The organism is Limnobacter sp. UBA7229, assembly GCF_002473065.1.
In the GTDB taxonomy this organism is placed as follows: Bacteria; Pseudomonadota; Gammaproteobacteria; order Burkholderiales; family Burkholderiaceae_B; genus Limnobacter; species Limnobacter profundi.
Window position 1 is genome coordinate 410,486 of record NZ_DKTN01000003.1, and the last position, 19,811, is coordinate 430,296.

20 protein-coding genes are annotated in these 19,811 nt (G+C 52.8%); 11 read left to right on the forward strand and 9 right to left on the reverse strand.

Features of this window, described 5'->3' with window-relative positions:
- Position 1 precedes the first annotated feature (1 nt).
- From B4C79_RS02535 to B4C79_RS02550, 4 genes are all read right to left on the reverse strand, one after another.
- Positions 2-1,282 (reverse strand): acetyl-CoA C-acetyltransferase, encoded by a 1,281-nt coding sequence (locus B4C79_RS02535; RefSeq protein WP_105029584.1) that lies wholly within the window; start codon positions 1,280-1,282, stop codon positions 2-4.
- Between the two features lie 55 nt (positions 1,283-1,337).
- Positions 1,338-2,765, reverse strand: a complete 1,428-nt coding sequence (locus B4C79_RS02540; RefSeq protein ID WP_171100006.1) for a 3-oxoacyl-ACP reductase — start codon at positions 2,763-2,765, stop codon at positions 1,338-1,340.
- Positions 2,766-2,892: 127 nt separating this feature from the next.
- Positions 2,893-3,600 (reverse strand): glutathione S-transferase, encoded by a 708-nt coding sequence (locus B4C79_RS02545; RefSeq protein ID WP_291751664.1) that lies wholly within the window; start codon positions 3,598-3,600, stop codon positions 2,893-2,895.
- Between the two features lie 5 nt (positions 3,601-3,605).
- Complete coding sequence (locus B4C79_RS02550) at positions 3,606-4,586, reverse strand: rhodanese-related sulfurtransferase (RefSeq protein ID WP_291751666.1); 981 nt, start codon at positions 4,584-4,586, stop codon at positions 3,606-3,608.
- Between the two features lie 164 nt (positions 4,587-4,750).
- Between B4C79_RS02550 and B4C79_RS02555 the strand changes: the two genes are divergently transcribed.
- The 3 genes from B4C79_RS02555 to B4C79_RS02565 all read left to right on the forward strand — a co-directional run bounded on the left by B4C79_RS02555 (position 4,751) and on the right by B4C79_RS02565 (position 8,250).
- Positions 4,751-6,040: a hemolysin family protein gene (locus tag B4C79_RS02555; protein WP_291751668.1), complete on the forward strand. Its 1,290-nt coding sequence runs from the start codon at positions 4,751-4,753 to the stop codon at positions 6,038-6,040.
- Between the two features lie 193 nt (positions 6,041-6,233).
- A complete protein-coding gene (locus B4C79_RS02560; RefSeq protein WP_291751670.1) occupies positions 6,234-7,829 on the forward strand; it encodes an NUDIX domain-containing protein in 1,596 nt (531 codons plus the stop codon).
- The gene (locus tag B4C79_RS02565) at positions 7,819-8,250 is read left to right on the forward strand and encodes a dual specificity protein phosphatase family protein (protein ID WP_171100014.1); all 432 of its coding nucleotides are present in this window, start codon (positions 7,819-7,821) and stop codon (positions 8,248-8,250) included. The genes B4C79_RS02560 and B4C79_RS02565 overlap by 11 nt, the downstream gene beginning before the upstream one ends.
- 10 nt (positions 8,251-8,260) lie before the next feature.
- Here B4C79_RS02565 and ispH read toward each other — a convergent pair whose 3' ends face one another.
- Together ispH and B4C79_RS02575 are read right to left on the reverse strand one after the other, a co-directional pair.
- Positions 8,261-9,193, reverse strand: a complete 933-nt coding sequence (gene ispH, locus B4C79_RS02570; RefSeq protein ID WP_105029589.1) for a 4-hydroxy-3-methylbut-2-enyl diphosphate reductase — start codon at positions 9,191-9,193, stop codon at positions 8,261-8,263.
- 7 nt (positions 9,194-9,200) lie between these two features.
- Positions 9,201-9,665, reverse strand: a complete 465-nt coding sequence (locus tag B4C79_RS02575; RefSeq protein WP_105029590.1) for an FKBP-type peptidyl-prolyl cis-trans isomerase — start codon at positions 9,663-9,665, stop codon at positions 9,201-9,203.
- Positions 9,666-9,835: 170 nt separating this feature from the next.
- Between B4C79_RS02575 and gloA the strand changes: the two genes are divergently transcribed.
- The 5 genes from gloA (at position 9,836) to B4C79_RS02600 (ending at position 11,923) form a co-directional block, all read left to right on the forward strand.
- Positions 9,836-10,372: a lactoylglutathione lyase gene (gloA, locus tag B4C79_RS02580; protein ID WP_291743311.1), complete on the forward strand. Its 537-nt coding sequence runs from the start codon at positions 9,836-9,838 to the stop codon at positions 10,370-10,372.
- Positions 10,373-10,414: 42 nt separating this feature from the next.
- Positions 10,415-11,113: a RadC family protein gene (radC, locus tag B4C79_RS02585; RefSeq protein WP_291743308.1), complete on the forward strand. Its 699-nt coding sequence runs from the start codon at positions 10,415-10,417 to the stop codon at positions 11,111-11,113.
- A 136-nt stretch (positions 11,114-11,249) separates the two neighbouring features.
- Positions 11,250-11,483, forward strand: a complete 234-nt coding sequence (rpmB, locus tag B4C79_RS02590) for a 50S ribosomal protein L28 (protein ID WP_008253404.1) — start codon at positions 11,250-11,252, stop codon at positions 11,481-11,483.
- 13 nt (positions 11,484-11,496) lie between these two features.
- Positions 11,497-11,664 carry a 50S ribosomal protein L33 gene (gene rpmG / locus B4C79_RS02595; RefSeq protein WP_008253405.1) on the forward strand — a complete coding sequence of 56 codons (168 nt, stop codon included), beginning with the start codon at positions 11,497-11,499 and terminating at the stop codon, positions 11,662-11,664.
- Positions 11,665-11,749: 85 nt separating this feature from the next.
- A complete protein-coding gene (locus B4C79_RS02600; RefSeq protein WP_291743305.1) occupies positions 11,750-11,923 on the forward strand; it encodes a hypothetical protein in 174 nt (57 codons plus the stop codon).
- 121 nt (positions 11,924-12,044) lie between these two features.
- Here B4C79_RS02600 and B4C79_RS02605 read toward each other — a convergent pair whose 3' ends face one another.
- The 3 genes from B4C79_RS02605 to purN form a co-directional block, all read right to left on the reverse strand.
- The gene (locus tag B4C79_RS02605) at positions 12,045-13,238 is read right to left on the reverse strand and encodes a DesA family fatty acid desaturase (protein ID WP_171100020.1); all 1,194 of its coding nucleotides are present in this window, start codon (positions 13,236-13,238) and stop codon (positions 12,045-12,047) included.
- Positions 13,239-13,370: 132 nt separating this feature from the next.
- Positions 13,371-14,717 carry an RsmB/NOP family class I SAM-dependent RNA methyltransferase gene (locus tag B4C79_RS02610; RefSeq protein ID WP_171100022.1) on the reverse strand — a complete coding sequence of 449 codons (1,347 nt, stop codon included), beginning with the start codon at positions 14,715-14,717 and terminating at the stop codon, positions 13,371-13,373.
- A gap of 15 nt (positions 14,718-14,732) precedes the next feature.
- A complete protein-coding gene (gene purN / locus B4C79_RS02615) occupies positions 14,733-15,374 on the reverse strand; it encodes a phosphoribosylglycinamide formyltransferase (protein ID WP_171100024.1) in 642 nt (213 codons plus the stop codon).
- A 104-nt stretch (positions 15,375-15,478) separates the two neighbouring features.
- Here purN and B4C79_RS02620 point away from each other — a divergent pair, with 104 nt between their 5' ends.
- The 3 genes from B4C79_RS02620 to lspA are packed head-to-tail and all read left to right on the forward strand — an operon-like array spanning position 15,479 to position 19,802.
- On the forward strand, positions 15,479-16,435 hold the full coding sequence (locus tag B4C79_RS02620) for a bifunctional riboflavin kinase/FAD synthetase (RefSeq protein ID WP_291743294.1): 957 nt from the start codon (positions 15,479-15,481) through the stop codon (positions 16,433-16,435).
- A gap of 6 nt (positions 16,436-16,441) precedes the next feature.
- Positions 16,442-19,237, forward strand: coding sequence for an isoleucine--tRNA ligase (gene ileS, locus B4C79_RS02625; protein ID WP_291743292.1), 2,796 nt, complete (start codon positions 16,442-16,444; stop codon positions 19,235-19,237).
- Positions 19,230-19,802 (forward strand): signal peptidase II, encoded by a 573-nt coding sequence (lspA, locus tag B4C79_RS02630; RefSeq protein WP_240605739.1) that lies wholly within the window; start codon positions 19,230-19,232, stop codon positions 19,800-19,802. Before ileS ends, lspA begins: the two co-directional genes overlap by 8 nt.
- Positions 19,803-19,811: the final 9 nt, after the last annotated feature.

The window sequence follows — 19,811 nt, forward strand, 5'->3', positions numbered from 1 at the left end:
TTCACTTCTCGATAATTGCTGTTACGCCGATACCACCGGCTGCACAAATAGAGATCAAGCCCTTGCCGCTGCCTTTTTCATTCAACAGCTTGGCCAAGGTGGCAATAATGCGGCCACCAGTGGCGGCGAACGGGTGGCCCACAGCCAGTGAACCGCCTTTCACGTTCAGCTTGCTGCGGTCAATTGAACCCAGAGCTGAGTCCAGACCCAGTTTTTCCTTGCAGAACTTGGGATCTTCCCAAGACTTCAAGGTACACAGAACCTGTGCAGCAAATGCTTCGTGAATTTCATAGAAATCGAAGTCTTGCAGCTTCATGTTGGCTTTTTTCAGCATGCGTGGCACTGCGTAGGCTGGCGCCATCAACAGGCCTTCTTTGCCCGAAACGAAATCAACACCGATTGTTTCGCTGAAAGTGAGGTAGGCCAGTGGCTGAATGCCACGTGCCTTGGCCCAGTCTTCAGAAGCCAGCAACACAGCAGAAGCGCCGTCAGTCAGGGGTGTAGAGTTACCAGCAGTCATCGTGCCCTTGCCGCTCTTGCGGTCAAATGCGGGCTTCAAACCTTGCAGGCGTTCAACTGAAGAATCAGCACGCAGATTATTGTCGCGGGTCAAACCGTTGAATGGCACCACCAGGTCATCGAAGAAGCCTTCTTCGTAAGCCTTGGCAGCTTTCAAATGGCTGCTTACAGCCAACTCATCTTGATCTTCACGAGTGATGCCCCAGGTTTGCGCCATCACTTCACAGTGCGCACCCATGCTCATTTTTGTGCGGGGTTCGGCGTTTGCAGGTGGCAGTGGTGCCAAATGCTTGGGGCGAATTTTCAACAGTGCGGCCAGCTTGCCTTTGGTGTCGCGGGCACGGTTGGCTTCCAGCAAAATTTTACGCAGACCTTCGCTGACTGCAATAGGTGCATCGGTGGTGGTGTCTACACCGCCAGCCATGCCCACTTCAATTTGACCCAATGCAATTTTGTTGGCCACCACAATGGCAGCTTCCAGACCAGTACCGCAAGCCTGCTGAATATCGAATGCCGGGGTCATCGGACTAAGGCCTGAACCCAATACTGATTCACGGCAAAGGGAAAAATCGCGGCTGTGCTTCACCACTGCACCAGCCACCACATCGCCCAGTTCTTCACCATGCAACTGGAACTTGTCAACAACACCGCGAAATGCTGCTGTCAACATGTCCTGGTTGGATTTGCCAATGTAGGCTGTGTTTGAACGTGCAAATGGAATGCGTGAACCGCCAATAATGGCAACGCGACGACCGTGTTTCATAGTTTTCTCCAGATAATTTTTTAGTTGCAGGCAGCGTATTCAGTGAATGAAAGAATTACGCGCCCACCAGGTTTTGTCCGCACACACGCAGAGTGGCGCCGTTTACACCAGCGGCCAGCGGGCTGGCCATGAAAGTGACTGCCTCAGCAATGTCCACTGGCAATCCACCTTGCGACAGGCTGGACAAACGACGTGCCACTTCCCGGGTTACCACAGGAATGGCCGCAGTCATTTGAGTTTCAATAAAGCCAGGTGCAATCGCGTTAATCGAAATGCCCTTGCCTTCCAGTTGCTTGGCCATGGCATCCACATAACCAATCACGGCGCTCTTGGTGGCTGCATAGTTGGTTTGGCCTGCATTACCGGCAATACCGCCAATCGATGAAATACACACGATACGGGCGTTGGAACCAAATGCATCTCCTGCCAACAACTGGTCGTTACAACGAACAATCGCACCCAGGTTCACGTCCAGCACCATGTCCCACAGGTGGGCCGCCATGTTGCGCATCATCTTGTCGCGCGTAATACCTGCGTTGTGCACAATAATGTCAATCTTGCCACCCTTCTGTGCAGCCACAGCTGCCAGCTTCTTGCCCGCGTCGGCATCAGTAATGTCCAGCGGGCAGGCAATGCCGCCAATGCTGCTCATGGTTGTACCCAACACGCTTTCGTCTGCTGGTCGATCAACACCAATCACGGTAGCACCTTCGCGGGCCAGCACTTCAGCAATGGCTGCACCAATACCGCGTGCTGCACCGGTTACCACCGCCAACTTGCCTGTCAATGGTTTTTCAGAAAATGCAGCAACCTTTACACCTTTAGGTGCACCAACCACTGGCAATACCTGGCCGGTAACGAAGGCAGAATGCGGGCTCAGGAAAAAGCGCAGTGCGCCTTCAATACCGTTTTCAGCGCCGGTTTTTACCTGAATCAGATTGGCGGTTGTACCGTTCTTGCCACTTTCTTTCGCAAGACTGCGAATAAAACCGGGCAATGAGGACTGTGCTGTTTCAGCCAGGGCGTCTTTGCAATCACCACGTGGGCGACCAATCACCACAATGCGGCTGTTCGATGGCACTTTGCGCAAGCGTGGGTTGAAAAAGTCGTACAACAAACGCAGGTCTGCCACATTGGCGGCTGCTGTAACGTCCAACACGTACACGTTTTCAGGTACGCCATTGTCAGCTTGAGAAATGCTCACGTCTACTTTGGCTTTGGCCGCGGCTTGCTTGATACCATCCAGGCCCGCCAAATCGGCGGATACCTTGATGGATGCACCCATGGCATTCAATGCCTTCACCACCGCAGTGGCCACTGGGCCAAATGCACTGGCACCCACCAAGGCATTTGAATTGGCCAATGATTTTTCGGCGTATCCAGCTTTGGCGCGCTTCAAGAGGGGGGGCACGGGCAGGCCCAGTGCGGCGGCAATTTGTTTACCTGTGGAGGTGTGAACAAATTCAAGAATTTTGTCGGCCATGAGTCTCGTCCTTCTTATAGGGGGAATGTCTTTTTTCAGGGCCTAGCATAGCCCAGCAAGACAATGTTACTGTTGCGTAACTTGCGAGTGTATAGAAACTTGACCAGAAAATCGTAGAGGGTCGTCTCTAACCCGGAAAGGCTAAAGGTGTGTCGCCAGGTTGCCAAGGGGTGTACTTCACCATGGCTTGTTCCAGCAAAGGCGATGCCAAAAAAGAATGGAGCCACAACTTCAGTGCATCATAACCAGGTACCGCATCGAACCAAGCCTCATCGGCGATCCTGAATTGGCGCACAAAAGGCAAAATTGCGAAGTCGGCAAAGCTGGGGTTAGCGCCAAGCAGCCAAGGACCATTCTGAACCAGCACCGCATTCCATTGTGCCAAAATTTCTTCACACACTGCGCGGTGTTCGAGCGGGTCGCAGGTGTAGGCGTCAGTGTCGGTTTTTACGTGATAGCGGTGTGGATATTTGTAACGGTCCAGGTTTCGCTTGAATTCGCCATCAAGCAGCGCAATCCATTCGTCACACTGTTGTTGCTGTTCGGCGTTCGGCACCAACCACTCTGCCGGAAAATTCTGGCCCACCGCCCAACGCATCACATCCAGGCTTTCGTCAATCACGGTGCCATCCGGCAACCACAACACGGGTACCGTGCCTTTGGGTGAAATTTCAAGCATGTGTGCGGGTTTGGCGCGCAGCACCAGTTCACGCACTTCAACCTTTAAACCGGCGGCAACAATCGCCAGCCGCGCACGCATGGCATAGGGGCAACGGCGAAAGGTGTATAACACGGGTAAACCAAGCTGGTGCCCATGATCGGCTTGCTGCTCCACCCTGCTCACTCCGTGTGCGTTTCTTTGGCCAACATCTTGCGGCCAATGTGCTTCTCATTGCGCTGCTTGGCCAGTTGAATCTGTTTTTGGCGTTCGCCAAAGCGCTTCTTTTGATCGTCGGTCAGCGAATCATAGCAATGCGGGCAACCCACGCCCTGAATGTATTTTTCGCTTTGCTTTTCTTCCTCTGTGATCGGCATGCGGCAAGCGTGGCACAGGTCGTAATGCCCAACCTGCAAACCATGGGTGACCGACACCCGCTGATCAAACACAAAGCACTCGCCCTTCCACAAACTTTGTTCTTCGGGAATCTCTTCGAGGTACTTCAGGATACCGCCTTCAAGGTGGTACACCTCCTCAAAGCCCTGCTCCAGCATGTAGGCCGTGGATTTCTCGCAGCGAATACCACCGGTACAAAACATGGCAATTTTCTTGGGGCGTTTGTCCACAGGCAGGCTTTTCAAGTTCTTTTCAACCCATTGCGGAAATTCGCGGAATGTCGTGGTGGCAGGATCCACGGCCCCTTCAAAAGTACCAATCGCGTACTCATAGTTGTTGCGAGTGTCGATTACCAAGGTATCCGGGTCTTGAATCAATGCATTCCAGTTGGCTGGTTTCACATAGCGGCCCACCAGGCGATTGGGGTCGATCCCGTCTTTGCCCATGGTCACAATTTCACGCTTTAACTTCACCTTCATCCGCGTAAACGCCTGTTCTGGCGCAATTGAATACTTGGGCGCCAAATCGGCAAACCGGGAATCGGCCCACAAAAAATTCATCAAGGCCACAATGCCCGCGCGTGGCGCGCTGACCGTGCCATTGATCCCTTCCCTGGCCAACAACAAGGTGCCCAGCACCGAGTTTTCAGTACACACAGCCTCAAGTCTGGGCTTGATTTCCTCGAAATCGGGCAGGCTGACAAATTTGTACAGGGCCGCGACTACAATTTGATCGGACTTGGGAATGGAGGCTTCGCTCATGGACATGGCAATTCTTTCAAAAAATCATCTGACAAAACAACTTAGCCCGTTATTGTAACCGAGCCCCCGGTTTTACCCAATCAAGCAAAAAGCCAAAGCAGCATGGGCTTTGGTAAACTGGGCGTGAGCAATACCGTGCAGCCGCAACACCCACTACAAGAACACACATCATGAATGCCTTCTGGATCTTGGTCCTTTTGATATTGATTTCCGGCTTTTTTGCCCTCTCGGAAATGGCACTGGCCTCCAGTCGACGCTCCAAACTTCAAGCCATGGCCGACTCAGGGAATCCAAAAGCCCGAATCGCCATTCAAATTATGGACAACCCCAGCCGCCTGCTTGCGGCCACTCAAACCGGCATTACCGCAGCCGCTTTGCTCATGGGCATTTATGGCGAATCGGCGCTTACCGCCACGTTTCAACAAACCATCGACCAGCACTTTCCGGCACTGAGCGATTGGGCCAGTGTTATCTCATTCGCAGTCACGATTGCCTTGGTCACAGGTTTTTCAATTGTTTTTGGCGAAATCGTGCCCAAGCGCCTGGCCATCGCCAACCCGGAAAAGGTTGCTGCGTTTTGCGCACCTTTCATGTCGATATTCCTGAAAGTGCTCAGCCCCGCCATCACCTTGCTGTCCAAGGGCTCCGACCTGGTGCTCAGCTTCATCCCGTTCAAAGCTGCACCTGCGGTTAGCACCATCGAAGAAATTCAAGCCTTTCTTGATGAAGGCGCCAAAACAGGTATGCTGGCCCCCGAAGAACGCCACCTGATGAGCAATGTGTTGCGCCTTGAAGACCGTCGCCTGGCCTCAGTCATGACCCCGGTCAGCGACATTGCCTACCTTGATTTACATGCCCCGCGCGAGGACAACCTGCGCTTGTTGCGTGAAGCGCCCCACTCCATGCTGCCAATTTGTAAAGGCAGTTTGCAGCAAGTAATCGGCGTGGCAGAAAGCCACGATATTCTTCAAGCCGCCATGGAGGGCGACATCAATTTCGCTGAAATACCCCTGCAAAATGCACTGTTTGTTCCCGCCTCACTCACGCTGGTCGATCTGCTGCGCACTTTCCGCCAGCAGAAAAAAACCTTTGCATTCGTGGTCAGCGAATTTGGCATGACCGAAGGCATTGTCACCATCGATGATGTGCTGTCCAGCGTGGTGGGTGACATGATGCCCATGATGGACACCCCCGAAGAATCACTTGCTGTAAAACGCGAGGACGGATCATGGTTGCTCGATGGACTTTTACCCATCGACGAAATGAAAACAAAACTGGGCATTCGCGGCTTGCCCCAGGAAGACTTGGGCAACTTCCACACCGTCGGTGGGTTCGTATTGGCCTCGTTGGGTCGAATCCCGAAAAAAACCGAGAAATTCGACTGGAACAACTGGCGATTTGAAGTGGTGGACGTAGACAGAAATCGGGTAGACCAAGTACTGGCCACTCCCAACAAATGAACTTTCCCGGGTTTGGCGGCACTCAGATTTCACATTTGCTTCGCCCCGCCCCTCAATGCCGCAGTTGTCGCCAACATCAAACAGCCATTTTTTTTCACCATCAGGTTCAGTCACAGAAAGCCAAACAAGTCATCGTGATGCAGCTGTAGTTAAAGCGGGGTCCAGCTGCTGGATTCCTCTCAAAGAATCTACATTGGGCTTAAAGTACCCCCAGCTGAACGGCGCGTCTGAAACACCCCATGGAGAATGGGGCTGTGATGGTGGCGCTGGCCTGTGCATGCTCAAGCCCGATGATTCTGGCAGGTGTTCGATACTGCTTCTGAAAAATGCGCAGGGCACACACGATGAAGGGCTATGGAGCGTCCCCGGGGGCGCAATAGAAAGAATTGCGCACACCAACAAACCCGAAGACCCATTGCACTGTGCACTGCGCGAAACACTGGAGGAAGTTTATCGACTGCCCAACGGCCAGGTGTGGACTAACCCGATTGTGCTGCGCAACGCGCACACTGGTTTTACTTATCGTCTATTCTTGTGCCTCTTGCCGACAAACAGTCAATGGAACCCGAGCATTCGTGCTGAACACAATGCCTATTCATGGCAAGCCCTTGAGCAGGCCGCGCATACGTCCGAATTGCATCCGGGTGTTCGATGTGCGCTTGATCACATGGCGCAGCAGTGGGCCACGGCAATCCAGAACCAGCCCCTCTCATTTGCAGTCAATGCCACACCCAACACAAACCCGCTTTACATTACAGAGGCACAGTTTGCCTTGCGCAATCTCGAAACTCCTGTGTCGTCGTCCGTCGAAACCAGCCTCGCGCAAGCCCTACCCTCTGAAACTCAGGCTTTAATTGAACATGCGGAAGCTCCGACCAGGGTTTGGTTAAGTCAACATCCAAATCAGCTTCCACCCGGATGGGATCAGGACACCATCGACAAGCTGCCGGTAAGTATCCCGGAAATAATCCGCATCGAGGATGAACATTCGAAAAGCCATGTAGTGGCCTACCACGCATTTGCGGACAGTCTTTTGCCAGGGCACTGGACCGGCGAAGTGCTGATGAAAGCGCTTTGCGAACACGAAAGCGCAGGAATACGAGGAAACCTGAACCACTTAAGCTGGCACCGAAACCCGTTTGAAATCAACAAAAATCGAGGCCGCGACGTTCACAACCTGATGGAACACACCACCAACCACCCCTCCAGAGACAATGGCGATGTGGGGCGCTTTTCCTTGTTGTCCTGTAATCCAAGCCTGTTTCAGAATACGGATGTCGACGCCATGGAGAGCACCGCAGATTACTTGCACGACGCGATCAACGTGGCTCCACCCAATCTGAAGGAATGGATTTCTGGCATGTTGCATACCCGCTTCCCCGCCTGCGAAAACGCCCGCATCAACAAAGCCAGCGATGACATTCTCCACCTGTGTACCCAGGCGAGCAATGCCTTGCCAACCACAAAAAAAGCAAGCGTCCTGATGCAGGTTTTAATTCCACATGCACTGGTGAACAAGCTTGCTTACATATCAGCGAGCAACGGCATCCCCGATTCCGCCAATCCAGATACCCTGAACACCCTTATAAAGCTGAAAACACCGCACACCAACCAAGAAGTGCCCAATGCCCGCAGTCTGCAAATTCGCCTGCTTGCATCCACCCTACAAGATCCCAAGGTCGCCCCTCATTTGAAGGTCAATTTGTTCAGCCGGTACACCTCGTCGCAACAAGGGGCAATTAAGTCCAGAATTAATGACATCATCCAGGGCTTGCACAGTGATTCATGAAGTACGTCCCAATCTGTGGATTGGTTCACTGCAGGGCGCCAGCGAAGCACTTCAAAAACCACACTCGTCATTTACTCATGCGGTCAGCTGCATCGAAATTTGCCCCAGGCTTCGGCAGGGCATTGTTCAGTTGCACATTCCAGTGAGCGACAACCCTGACGAGTCACTGCTTGCTCACTTCCAAACCGTGTGTGAATTTATCAACCAGGCACACCAAAACCAAGGCAAGGTAATCGTGCACTGCGAACAGGGAATCAGCAGATCAGCTGCCCTGATTGCAGCACACCTTATTCAGCACGAAGACATGAATGTCAAACAGGCCCTGCTTGCGGTTTACTCGGCCAAACCGGCCGCAAAGGTCAACCCATGGTTTGTTCGAGACCTGGTCGATTGGCACCAGCACCATGTGTTGAACAGTTAAGCAAGTCCGCTCATACTTCAGAGCGGACCAAACCCTTGGGCATTGGAAAGGCAATATTTTCTTCCACGCCTTCCATGTTTCGAACCGACAAAGCACCCCATTCTTTCAGGCGCTTCACCACACCCTGCACAAGGTGCTCAGGCGCTGAAGCACCCGCCGTCAAGCCTATGTGTTTCACACCGTCGAACCAGTCTCGCTCCAGGCTGTCCGCATTTTCAATCAGCTTGGCTGGCACACCCAACTTCTCGGCCACTTCGCGCAAGCGATTGGAATTGGAGCTGCTTGGGCTGCCCACCACCAACACCAAATCAACCTGGCGCGCCATAAACTTGACAGCGTCCTGGCGGTTTTGCGTGGCATAGCAAATGTCTGCTTTCTTCGGCTCGCGGATATCGGGAAATTTTGCTTTTAGCGCCGTGATTACCTTGGAAGCATCGTCCACGCTTAACGTGGTTTGGGTCACCAAAGCCAGTTGCGTACCCGCTGCAATATTCAGCTTGGCCACGTCCTCCTCGGTTTCCACCAGGTAAATGCCGTCTTTCACCTGTCCCATCGTGCCTTCCACCTCGGGGTGGCCTTCGTGACCAATCATGATGATCTCGCAACCCTGCGCGCGCATTTTGCTGACTTCTACATGCACTTTCGTAACCAGTGGGCATGTGGCATCAAACACTTTCAAACCCAGGCTTTCTGCTTGTGCGCGTACATCTTGCGACACACCATGGGCAGAAAACACAACTGTGGAGCCGGTGGGCACATCTTCCAGTTCATCAACAAATATTGCACCCTTGCCGCGCAAATCTTCGACCACCGTTTTGTTGTGAACAATTTCATGCTTCACATAAATGGGTGAACCGAATTGCTGCAACGCGCGTTCCACAATTTCAATGGCGCGGTCTACACCAGCGCAAAAACCGCGTGGTTGGGCCAGGCTAATTTCCATACTCACCTCACAGCACCCCGATCAATTGCACTTCAAAGGTCAGTGCCTTGCCTGCCAAGGGATGGTTAAAATCAAACAAAATATCGTCTTCACGCTCTTCCACCACGGTGCCAGCAAACTGACCACCATCGGGTGCAGGAAAATGCACAAATTCGCCTGGCTCAAACGTAGTGCCCTCTTCGGCGTATTTTGACAGCAACGCTTTGCTGACCGGTCGGTACAAATCGGGATTTATGTCACCATAACCGCTGCCTGCGGGCAAAGTGAATATGTCACGCTGCCCCGCCTGCATACCAAACAGGCAACGCTCCAAACCCTCAGCCAACTGGCCTGCGCCAATCGACAATGTGGCGGGCTTGTCCTCAAAAGTGGACACAATCACCTGCTGGCTGTCAGCCAAGCGAATGCGGTAATGCAGTGTCACGAATGAAGATTCGTTTACTACGGGCTTGGGTTGTACTGCATCAGTCATTTCAACATCCTGAATTCATTTCAAAAACGGCTCTATTCTACGCCTTTGGAAGCAGTCAGGCATCCCGAGGCGGGCGTGAATGGTTCGAGTCCGGCCTCACATTGTGGTAGTAACATGTAGGTGAACACGCGACATTTGCATTAAAAAACGTATTAAGGAGTTTGAAAGCCATGGCATTTAACACAGAGAATCACCCCGGAGTCAGCCCAACAGTGCCGAAGGCCACGCAAGGTTTCGTGCTGAATCACAGCATGTTGCGGGTGAAAGACCCTGCCGTCTCACTCGATTTTTACACCCGGGTGTTGGGTATGCGGGTGCTTCGGAAGCTGGACTTTGCCGAAATGAAGTTTTCGCTGTACTTCCTCGCTCGAGTCACCGAGACCGACGAAATACCCGAAGATGAAGGCACCCGCACCGCATGGACATTCAGCCAGACTGGCATTCTCGAATTAACCCACAACTGGGGCACTGAAAACGACCCGGATTTCAAATATCACGATGGCAATCAGCAGCCACAGGGATTTGGACACATTTGCTTCTCCGTACCCGATCTGGCGGCCGCTGTTCACTGGTTTGACGAAAATCAGGTTTCCTATGTGAAACGTCCCGAACAAGGCAAGATGAAAAACGTGGCCTTCATCAAAGATCCCGACGGCTACTGGATCGAAATTGTACAGTCCTCGCTGTTAAACAAACTGGGAACTTGACCTGGTCGAAAGCCACTTAGTGGCTTTCAGGTTCAATTTTTCATGAGCATTCAAAGCTGGCCCAAACACGACCGCCCACGAGAGCGGCTGATCAAACAAGGGGCTCAGGCGCTTTCTGATGCCGAATTGCTTGCCATTTTCCTGCGCACAGGCCTCCCGGGAAAAAGCGCCGTGGATCTGGCCCGCGAAATGATCAGCCAGTTCGGTGGCCTGCAAAACCTGAACCGTGTTTCCCTGGCTGAATGGGTCCAAATTCGCGGCCTCGGCGAAGCAAAATACGCCCAACTGCGCGCCTGCCTTGAAATGGCCAAACGCTGCCTAAGTCATCAACTAAGCCATGAATTGCAGGAAACACCACACGGCATGCTTGCCTCTCCCGATCTGTTTGAACAGTTTGTGCGCGCACAAATCGGCTTAAGCGAAATTGAACATTTTCTGGTGATTGCCCTGGACAGCCAATTGAAAGTACTAGACCACAAAATACTTTCCAGCGGCACCGTGAACAAAACTGTGGTTTTTCCGCGTGAAGTGCTTAAATTTGCCATACAAACCAATGCACCCCGCATCATGATGGCGCACAATCACCCCAGCGACTGCTGCACCCCCAGCAGCGCTGATGACCGCCTGACCCGTGAACTTTATTCAGCCTTGGCACTGGTTGACATAGAATTGGTAGACCATGTGGTGGTCGGCCCCAACTGCGGGTATTCATATCGACTCAACAATCGCCCACCTTTTTGATTTTTTCCGCAAAAAGGGCTGGGCAAAAGAATAGTAATTGGTTACAATCTTGGACTTCGCCGCAAATCCATGGTTTTTCAATTCATGCCGTGTGGTTTTGCAGATACACTAATTTGCTGAATTTTTTGGGGTCATCATGGCTCGCGTATGTCAAGTAACGGGTAAACGCCCGATGGTTGGAAACAAAGTTTCCCATGCCAACAACAAAACAAAACGTCGTTTCCTGCCTAACTTGCAGTCACGCAAGTTCTGGGTTGAAAGCGAAAACCGGTGGGTTCGCCTGCGTCTAACTAATAACGCCCTGCGCACTATCGACAAAAACGGCATTGATGCTGTTTTGGCCGATCTTCGTGCACGTGGCGAAATCTAAGCAGGAGTAAATCATGGCTAAAGGTGGTCGCGAAAAAATCAAACTCGAATCTTCTGCTGGTACTGGTCACTTCTACACCACGACCAAGAACAAGCGTACGAAGCCCGAGAAAATTGAAATCATGAAATACGATCCAGTGGTTCGTAAGCATGTGTCATACAAAGAAACCAAGCTGAAGTAATTCAACTTACTTCGCTGTTTCTACAGAAACCCGCTACTGAAATTCAGAGCGGGTTTTTTGTTGGCCACTGCTTTGGCGAGGCTTAATGGTTAATGTAGAAGTGGCTTGGGTGATTTGCAGCAGCGTTGAATTATCCAGCCAATTCAAGATCAAGTCGCCCGGCTTGATTCGCAGCGAGGGGCGACCGCAGGTCGATGCGAAGACGCTTTTGCGTTTCGCATACACCGAGCCAGAATCAAAAGCGGGGAATTCGACTTAGATCTTGGCGGGATAATGCTGCGCGATGCAAATCACCAGAACCCAACCAGCACCCCGCTACAGGAAAAGAAAAAAGCCGCTGATTCTCACCAGCGGCTTTCATCAATCAAACAACTTTCAAATTACGCCGCGTAGCGACGAATCCGAATCGACATGTCTTCCAGCCAGCGAATGCCGCTTTGCTCAGCACGCTCACACCAGGCTTGCAACTGAACCAGCATTTGTTCACGGCTCAAATTGGTTTTTTCCCAAATCTGACGAAGTTCAGCGCGCATTTCCACCAGCGTATTGATCATTTTGGACTGGGCACACAACTGCGCCAGTTCAGCCCGCTGCACATCACACAGTTTGCTTTCGTCGATCGACAACAGCTTGGTGCCTTTGGCCAACACCTTGCGCTCTTGCGCGTTGGCAGCTTTCTGCCTCAGTGCAGTCACCTCAGAACGGAAAGCCTTGCGCATGGAACTGGCATAGCGAGCCATCACATCGTAACGGTGGTTCACAACCGCCTGGACTGTCACCAAGCTAAGCACTGGCTTGCTTTCCGACGAAAACTTGGGGGATTCAGCCACCTTTTTGACCTTGGCCAAACCAAGGAAGCTGAAAATCTTGATGTACATCCAGCCAATGTCGAACTCATACCACTTGTTGCTCAACTTGGCAGAAGTGGCGTGGGTATGGTGGTTGTTGTGCAGCTCTTCGCCGCCGATCAAAATACCGAATGGTGAAATATTGCGGCTTGCATCGGGGCAATCGAAATTGCGGTAACCCCAGTAGTGGCCAATGCCGTTGATCACGCCTGCGGCCAACACAGGAATCCACAACATTTGAATGGCCCAAATACTGACACCAGGAAAACCAAACAAAATGAAGCTGAGCACCAAGGTAAAGCCCACACCCTGCCAGGGGAAACGCTCGTACACCTGAAACTCCAGCCAATCGCTGGGCGTACCGTGGCTGTACTTGGCCAGCGTTTCAGCATTCTTGGATTCTGCACGATACAACTCTGCACCGCGCCAGAATACGGTTTTCAACCCACGGGTTTGTGGGCTGTGGGGGTCGTCGGGGGTTTCGCACTTGGCATGGTGCTTGCGGTGAATGGCAGCCCATGCGCGGGTGCTCATGCCGGTGGTTAACCACAGCCATGCACGGAAGAAATGCGCCAGCGCTGGGTGTACTTCCAAAGCACGGTGAGCCTGGCAACGGTGCAGGTAAACAGTCACCGCCACAATCGTGATGTGGGTCACGATGAGGGTGTAAATTACCATTTGGCCAATGCTTGCGCCGGTAATGCCCGAGGTCAAAAATTCAATCATATTCACTAACTCTCAACAGGTCGTATTTCAAAGGTTACGGCCATCTCAATTTGCTTCTGAAGGAGCCGTATCATATTTTCAGTGTACAAGTGTACTTTTAAAGCCGGAACACATTTGGAATTTATATTCAGTTCAGGCTTTGGAACGTTGTAACACTGCTGCAAAGAAGCCATCGGATTCACCATCCTCTGGCCACAATCGAAGCATGTCGTCAGTCGTGTTCGCCTTGACAGGCCGCTCTCCGGGGTTCAACACTTCAGTCCAGCGGCGAAGCCGGAATTCCGGATTGCTTTCCAGGAACGCATTGACAATGTCTTCGTTCTCGTCGCGAAGAACACTGCATGTGATGTAAACGAGCCGACCATCGGGCTTTACCAACTTGGCTGCATGCTCGATGATGGATTTTTGCTTCGCGGTCAATTCTGACAGACTCTGCAAGTTCTGTCTAAATTTAAGATCCGGGTTACGCCGTAAGGTTCCCATGCCGCTACAAGGTACATCGGTCACGACCCGGTCGGCCTTGCCAAAATATTTGTTCAGGCGAGGATCGGCTTCATCATTGATCACCATGGTGTAGAAGTTACTCAATCCCGAGCGAGCCGCACGGGGCTTGAACTTCACCAGGCGTTTTTCCGAAGTATCCAGCGCCACAATGCGGCCTGTGTTCTTCATCTGCGCGCCAATGGCCAGGGTTTTGCCGCCAGCACCTGCACAAAAATCGATTACAAGGTCACCCCGGCGCGGGGCCACAAGGCGGCTAACCCACTGACTGCCGGCGTCTTGTACCTCGAAATAACCCTCTTGAAACACTTCAGTTTTGCCCACGATTGGTTTGCCCACAGCGCGCAAGCCCTCGGGCAGGCCTTCAATTGGGTTCACTTGAATACCCATATTGGTGAGGGCGGCCAACAAATCGACCGTGCTGGCTTTCACTGTGTTCACACGCAAGTCCAGCGGCGCGGCACTCAGCACGGCCTGAGAAAAAGACTCCGCGCGATCTTGCCCAAATTGCTCAGCCAGTTTGGTGTAAAACCACTCAGGCAAACAGGTACGCGCCTCAACACCCAGGTCATCGGCTGAAATATTAATAACCCGGCTTAACCATTCATTGTCAGCCTGCTTGCCTGCAGACCAAATTTGCTCGGGCGCACCCGACCACAACAAAGCCAGCTTGGCTTGGCGAACCACAGAGGGGCCTTCGCCCGACTGCGCCAAGTGGTTGATTCGATAACGATAACGCAACCAGCAATACACAGCCTCGGCCACCATAGGGCGGTCGCGACCACCCAACTCGGGATGGTCTTTAAAAAACCGGGAAATGGCAGCATCTGCGGGGCCTTCAAACTGGGCCAGAAGATCAATCAACTGCGCAACCGTGCTCACCAGGCCATAGCGAGACTGGGCGCCTTGCCGCTCCACTTTGCTATCGCGCCGTGTGCTGGGTTTGCGAAATGGGGTTTTTTTAGTAGACCCGACCATATTGAATGTCCTGTTTTATTGAATTGCGTGAACCAGGGCAGTGGCCAAAGTGCCTTCCAGCTTCCCGTTCACCATTTTAATTTGCCCGCCAGCCAATGCCGCCAGTGCACGGGGATAGATTTGATGCTCCAATTCCAACACACGCGCAGCCAGTGTTTCTGGGGTATCACCGGGCAACACCTGCAACAAGGCCTGATCCAGAATCGGGCCATGGTCTAGTTCTGGCGTCACCAAGTGAACCGTGACGCCGTGCACCCGCACCCCGGCATCCAGCGCCTGCTGGTGGGTTTTCAAACCCGGAAAAGCGGGCAACAGAGATGGGTGAATATTCACCAAGCGCCCCAAATACCGGTTCACAAAACCCTCGGTGAGCACGCGCATAAAACCAGCCAGCACAACCCAGTCGGGCTGATATTGATCGATCAGGCTGGCCAAGGCTTCGTCAAAGGCCTCGCGGCTTTCATATTCAGTGTGGTCAAGAATTGCAGTATCGAGCCCTGCCGACTGCGCCAAGGCCAATCCAGCCGCGGCTGGGCGGTTGGAAATGACTGCACGAATTTGGTAGGCCCCGGTCTGTTTGGCATGATCGATCAGGGCATTCAAATTTGAACCCCGCCCCGAGATCAAAATGACGACGGAAGGTGTGGAATTTTGCATGGCGCGAGTTTATCACTGTGCGGGCGAAAAAGCCCTATTTTTCACCATTCAGGCCTTATAATAACCGGTTGTTTTGCAACCACTAAAGAGCCGACACACTCGGTATGAAAATCATTCGCCGCCCCCGGCCACACACATTTGCCAAGGGCACTGCGCTCACCATTGGAAACTTCGACGGCGTTCACTCTGGCCATGCCGAGTTGTTCCGCCGTGTCGTGTCTGCGGCACACGCGCAAGGTTTGGTACCTACTGTGGTTACGCTGCACCCACACCCGAAAGAATTTTTCAATCCTGATTTCAAGCTCGACCGAATTTCCACGCTTCGCGACCGAATTATTGAAATGAAGCGCTGCGGCATTGAGCAAGTGTGTATTCTGCCCTTCAACCGGCGCATGGCAAGCCTTGCCCCCGAAGCCTTTGTGCAGGAAGTGTTGCTAAACCAATTGAATGCCAAGCAGGTGTGGGTAGGCGATGATTTCCGCTTTGGTGCCAAGCGCGCCGGCGATTTCGCGTTGCTGAGGGGTCTCGGGGAATCAAGCGGCTTCGAAGTGAACGACCTTGCCGAGGTTCAGACAGACGGTAGCCGGGTATCGAGTTCGAATATTCGGGAAGCCCTGAAAGCTGGCGATGTTGCAAAAGCCACCCACATGTTGGGGCATCCGCTGGTGTACTCCGGGCACATTGTGCATGGCAAAAAGCTGGGCCGTACACTGGGCTTCCCCACCATGAACTTGCGAATTGCAGGGCGGGCCAGCGCACTCACTGGTATTTTGGCGGTGTGGGTGCATGGGCTGGAGCCCCAGCCACTTCCTGCTGTCGCCAGCATGGGTGTGCGCCCCACCGTTGAACAATCCGATCAAATTTTGCTTGAAACATTCATTCCAGACTGGCAAGACAATGCTTACGGCAAGCTGCTGCGCATCGAGGTGTTGGCGCACATTCGCCCAGAACAACACTTTGATTCGCTCGATACGATGGTTGAGCAAATGCACAAAGACACGGCAAAAGCCATGGCAATGCTTGATGCCAACCAACCCAAGATTTCAAATACAGGCTGTTAACCCAACATGGATTACAAGAACACACTGAACCTGCCAGACACGCCCTTCCCAATGCGCGGCAACCTGCCGCAACGGGAACCGAACTGGGTTGAACAATGGTGCAAGGAAGACTTGTACAAGGCGATTCGCCAGTCCAAGGCAGGCAAGCCAAAATTCGTGCTGCACGACGGCCCCCCTTATGCAAATGGCGACATCCACATTGGCCATGCGGTCAACAAAATCCTGAAAGACATCATCGTGAAATGTCGTTGCCTGGCTGGCTACGATGCCCGATACGTTCCAGGCTGGGACTGCCATGGCATGCCGATTGAAATCCAGATCGAAAAAACCATCGGCAAGGGCAAACCCACACTGGAAGTTCAAGAGAAAAGCCGCGCTTACGCAGCTGAACAAATTGAACGCCAGAAAAAAGATTTCATCCGGCTGGGTGTGCTGGCTGATTGGGACAACCCTTACAAAACAATGAACTTTGGCAACGAGGCAGACGAGCTTCGCGCGTTGGGCAAAATCATGGAGAAGGGCTATGTGTTCCGTGGCCTGAAACCCGTGAACTGGTGCTTCGATTGCGGTTCTGCATTGGCTGAAGCCGAGGTCGAGTACAAAGACAAACAAGACATCGCTGTCGATGTGGGTTTTGCATTCGACGAATCGAACCTGGACAAGCTCGCCGCAGCATTCAACATCCCCAAGGCCACGCTTCAGGCCAAGCCAGGGCAATTGGTCATTTGGACCACCACCCCATGGACACTGCCGGCCAACCAGGCACTGAACATGCACCCTGAATTGGTGTACAGCCTGGTAGACGTGGGCAACAAGTATTTGTTGCTGGCCCAGGAACGCGTGAAACCCTGCCTTGAAAGCTATGAGCTACATGGTTCAGAAGTGGCCACCGCCAAGGGTGCCGCGCTGGAAGGCGTTTCATTCAAGCACCCCTTCTACGACCGCTTGAGCCCCGTGTACCTTGCTGAATACGTGAGTACCGATGCAGGTACAGGCATAGTTCACTGCTCGCCAGCCTATGGTGTAGACGACTTCTTGACCAGCAAAGCTTATGGCTTGAAAGATGCCGACATCATCAACCCGGTGACAGGCAATGGTGTTTACGCAGATTCCCTGCCCTTCTTCGGCGGCCTGCACATTTGGAAAGCCAACCCGCTCATTGTTGAAAAAATGATCGAAGTGGGTTCGCTCATCAAACAAGTGAAATTTGGCCACAGCTACATGCACTGCTGGCGCCACAAAACCCCAATCATTTACCGCGCCACTTCACAGTGGTTCGCGGGCATGGATGTGAAACCCAACGATGGCAGCGCAAGCCTGCGCGAAAAGGCCTTGGCTGGTGTTGAAGCCACCGAGTTTTTCCCGGCTTGGGGCAAGGCGCGCTTGCACGCCATGATCGCCAATCGCCCAGACTGGACCCTGTCGCGCCAACGCCAGTGGGGTGTACCCATGGCATTCCTTGTGCATCGCGAAACCGGTGAATTGCACCCACGAACCCCTGAGCTGACCGAAACCATTGCACAACTGATCGAAAAACAAGGTATCGAAGCGTGGCAACACGTCACTGTTGAAGAATTGATCGGCAATGAAGCAAAAGATTACGTCAAGAACCCCGATACGCTCGATGTTTGGTTCGACTCTGGCACCACGCACGAAACCGTGCTGCGCGGCAGCCATGCCGATGAAAGCCATTTTCCGGCCGACTTGTATCTGGAGGGCTCTGACCAGCACCGTGGATGGTTCCACTCCTCATTGCTCACCAGCTGCATGATCAACGGTGTACCACCTTACAAAGCCTTGCTCACCCACGGTTTTGTGGTGGATGGCCAGGGTCGCAAAATGAGCAAATCCGTGGGCAACGTGATTGCGCCCCAGCAGGTATCCGACAAAATGGGCGCGGAAATTTTGCGCCTGTGGGTGGCCAGCACCGATTACTCCGGCGAACTCACTATTTCCGATGAAATTTTGAAGCGTGTGGTCGAAAGCTACCGCCGCATTCGCAACACCCTGCGTTTTTTATTGGCCAATATTTCCGATTTCGACTTTGCCACAGAAGCCGTTCCCACCGAAGAACTGGCCGAAGTAGACCAATACGCACTCACACTGCTGGGCAAGCTGCAAAGCGAGTGCGAAGCGCACTACATGAAGTACGAGTTCCACCCGATTGTCAGCAAACTGCAAATTTTCTGTTCCGAAGACTTGGGTGCCTTCTATCTGGATGTACTGAAAGACCGCTTGTACACCACTGGCGAGAATTCGCAGGCACGTCGCAGTGCGCAAACCACGCTCTACCACATCACACATGCCCTGCTTCGCCTCATGGCACCAGTGCTCAGCTTTACCGCTGAAGAAGCCCGCGAAGTAATGGGCAATGTAGAACCTTCGATTTTCTGCAACGAGTTTTACAAAGTGCCCCAAGTGGCGCAGGCTGATGAATTGGGCAACAAGTGGGCTGAGTTGCTCGCGCTGCGCGCACGCGTGGTGAAGGAACTGGAAAACCTGCGCACCGAGGGCAAAATTGGCTCCTCCCTGCAGGGCACAGCAACACTTCATTTGCCACCTAATCTGTATCAGGCGGCGGCCAGTCTGGGCGATGATCTAAAATTCCTGTTCATCGTTTCCAATATTGAAATAGCCCCAGCGGCCGAGGAGAAAATTGAAGTGGGTATTGCAGAAGGTGAAAAGTGCGAACGTTGTTGGCATGTGCGCTCCGACACAAGCGCAAACCCCGAACACCCAGGTATTTGTGGCCGCTGTGTAAGCAATCTGTTTGGTCAAGGCGAGGTGCGTGATCATGTCTAAACCCATGCCGAGAAAACCAGCCTCAACCACCAAACCAGTCAATGCAACCGGCGCGTTGAGGGCACCCAAAAAATCCATCCTCCCCTGGATCGGTTTTTCCCTGCTGCTTATCCTGGTTGATCAAATCAGCAAACTGTGGGTTCAATCACGCCTTGATCTGGGTGCGGTGGTTGAAATCACCCCTTTCTTCAACCTGGTGTACGTGCTCAACCCGGGTGCTGCATTCAGCTTCCTCGCCGATCAGGCGGGTTGGCAAAAACATTTTCTTTCCGCTGTAGCGGTCATTGCGTCCATTGTCATTCTGTTCATGATGCGTTCCTCCAGCCACCGCAAATTCGCGATGTTCTGCCTGGCCTGTATTCTGGGTGGTGCGATCGGCAATTTGATTGACCGTGTCGCTCACGGCGCAGTCATCGACTTTCTCGATTTTTATGTGGGAAATTATCACTGGCCCGCATTCAATGTGGCCGACATTGCAATTACCATGGGAGCAGTCGGTCTAATCATCGACGAACTGTTCTTCAACAAAGAACACAAAGCCGCCAAACCTGCAAAAAGCGAATAAGGTTTATTG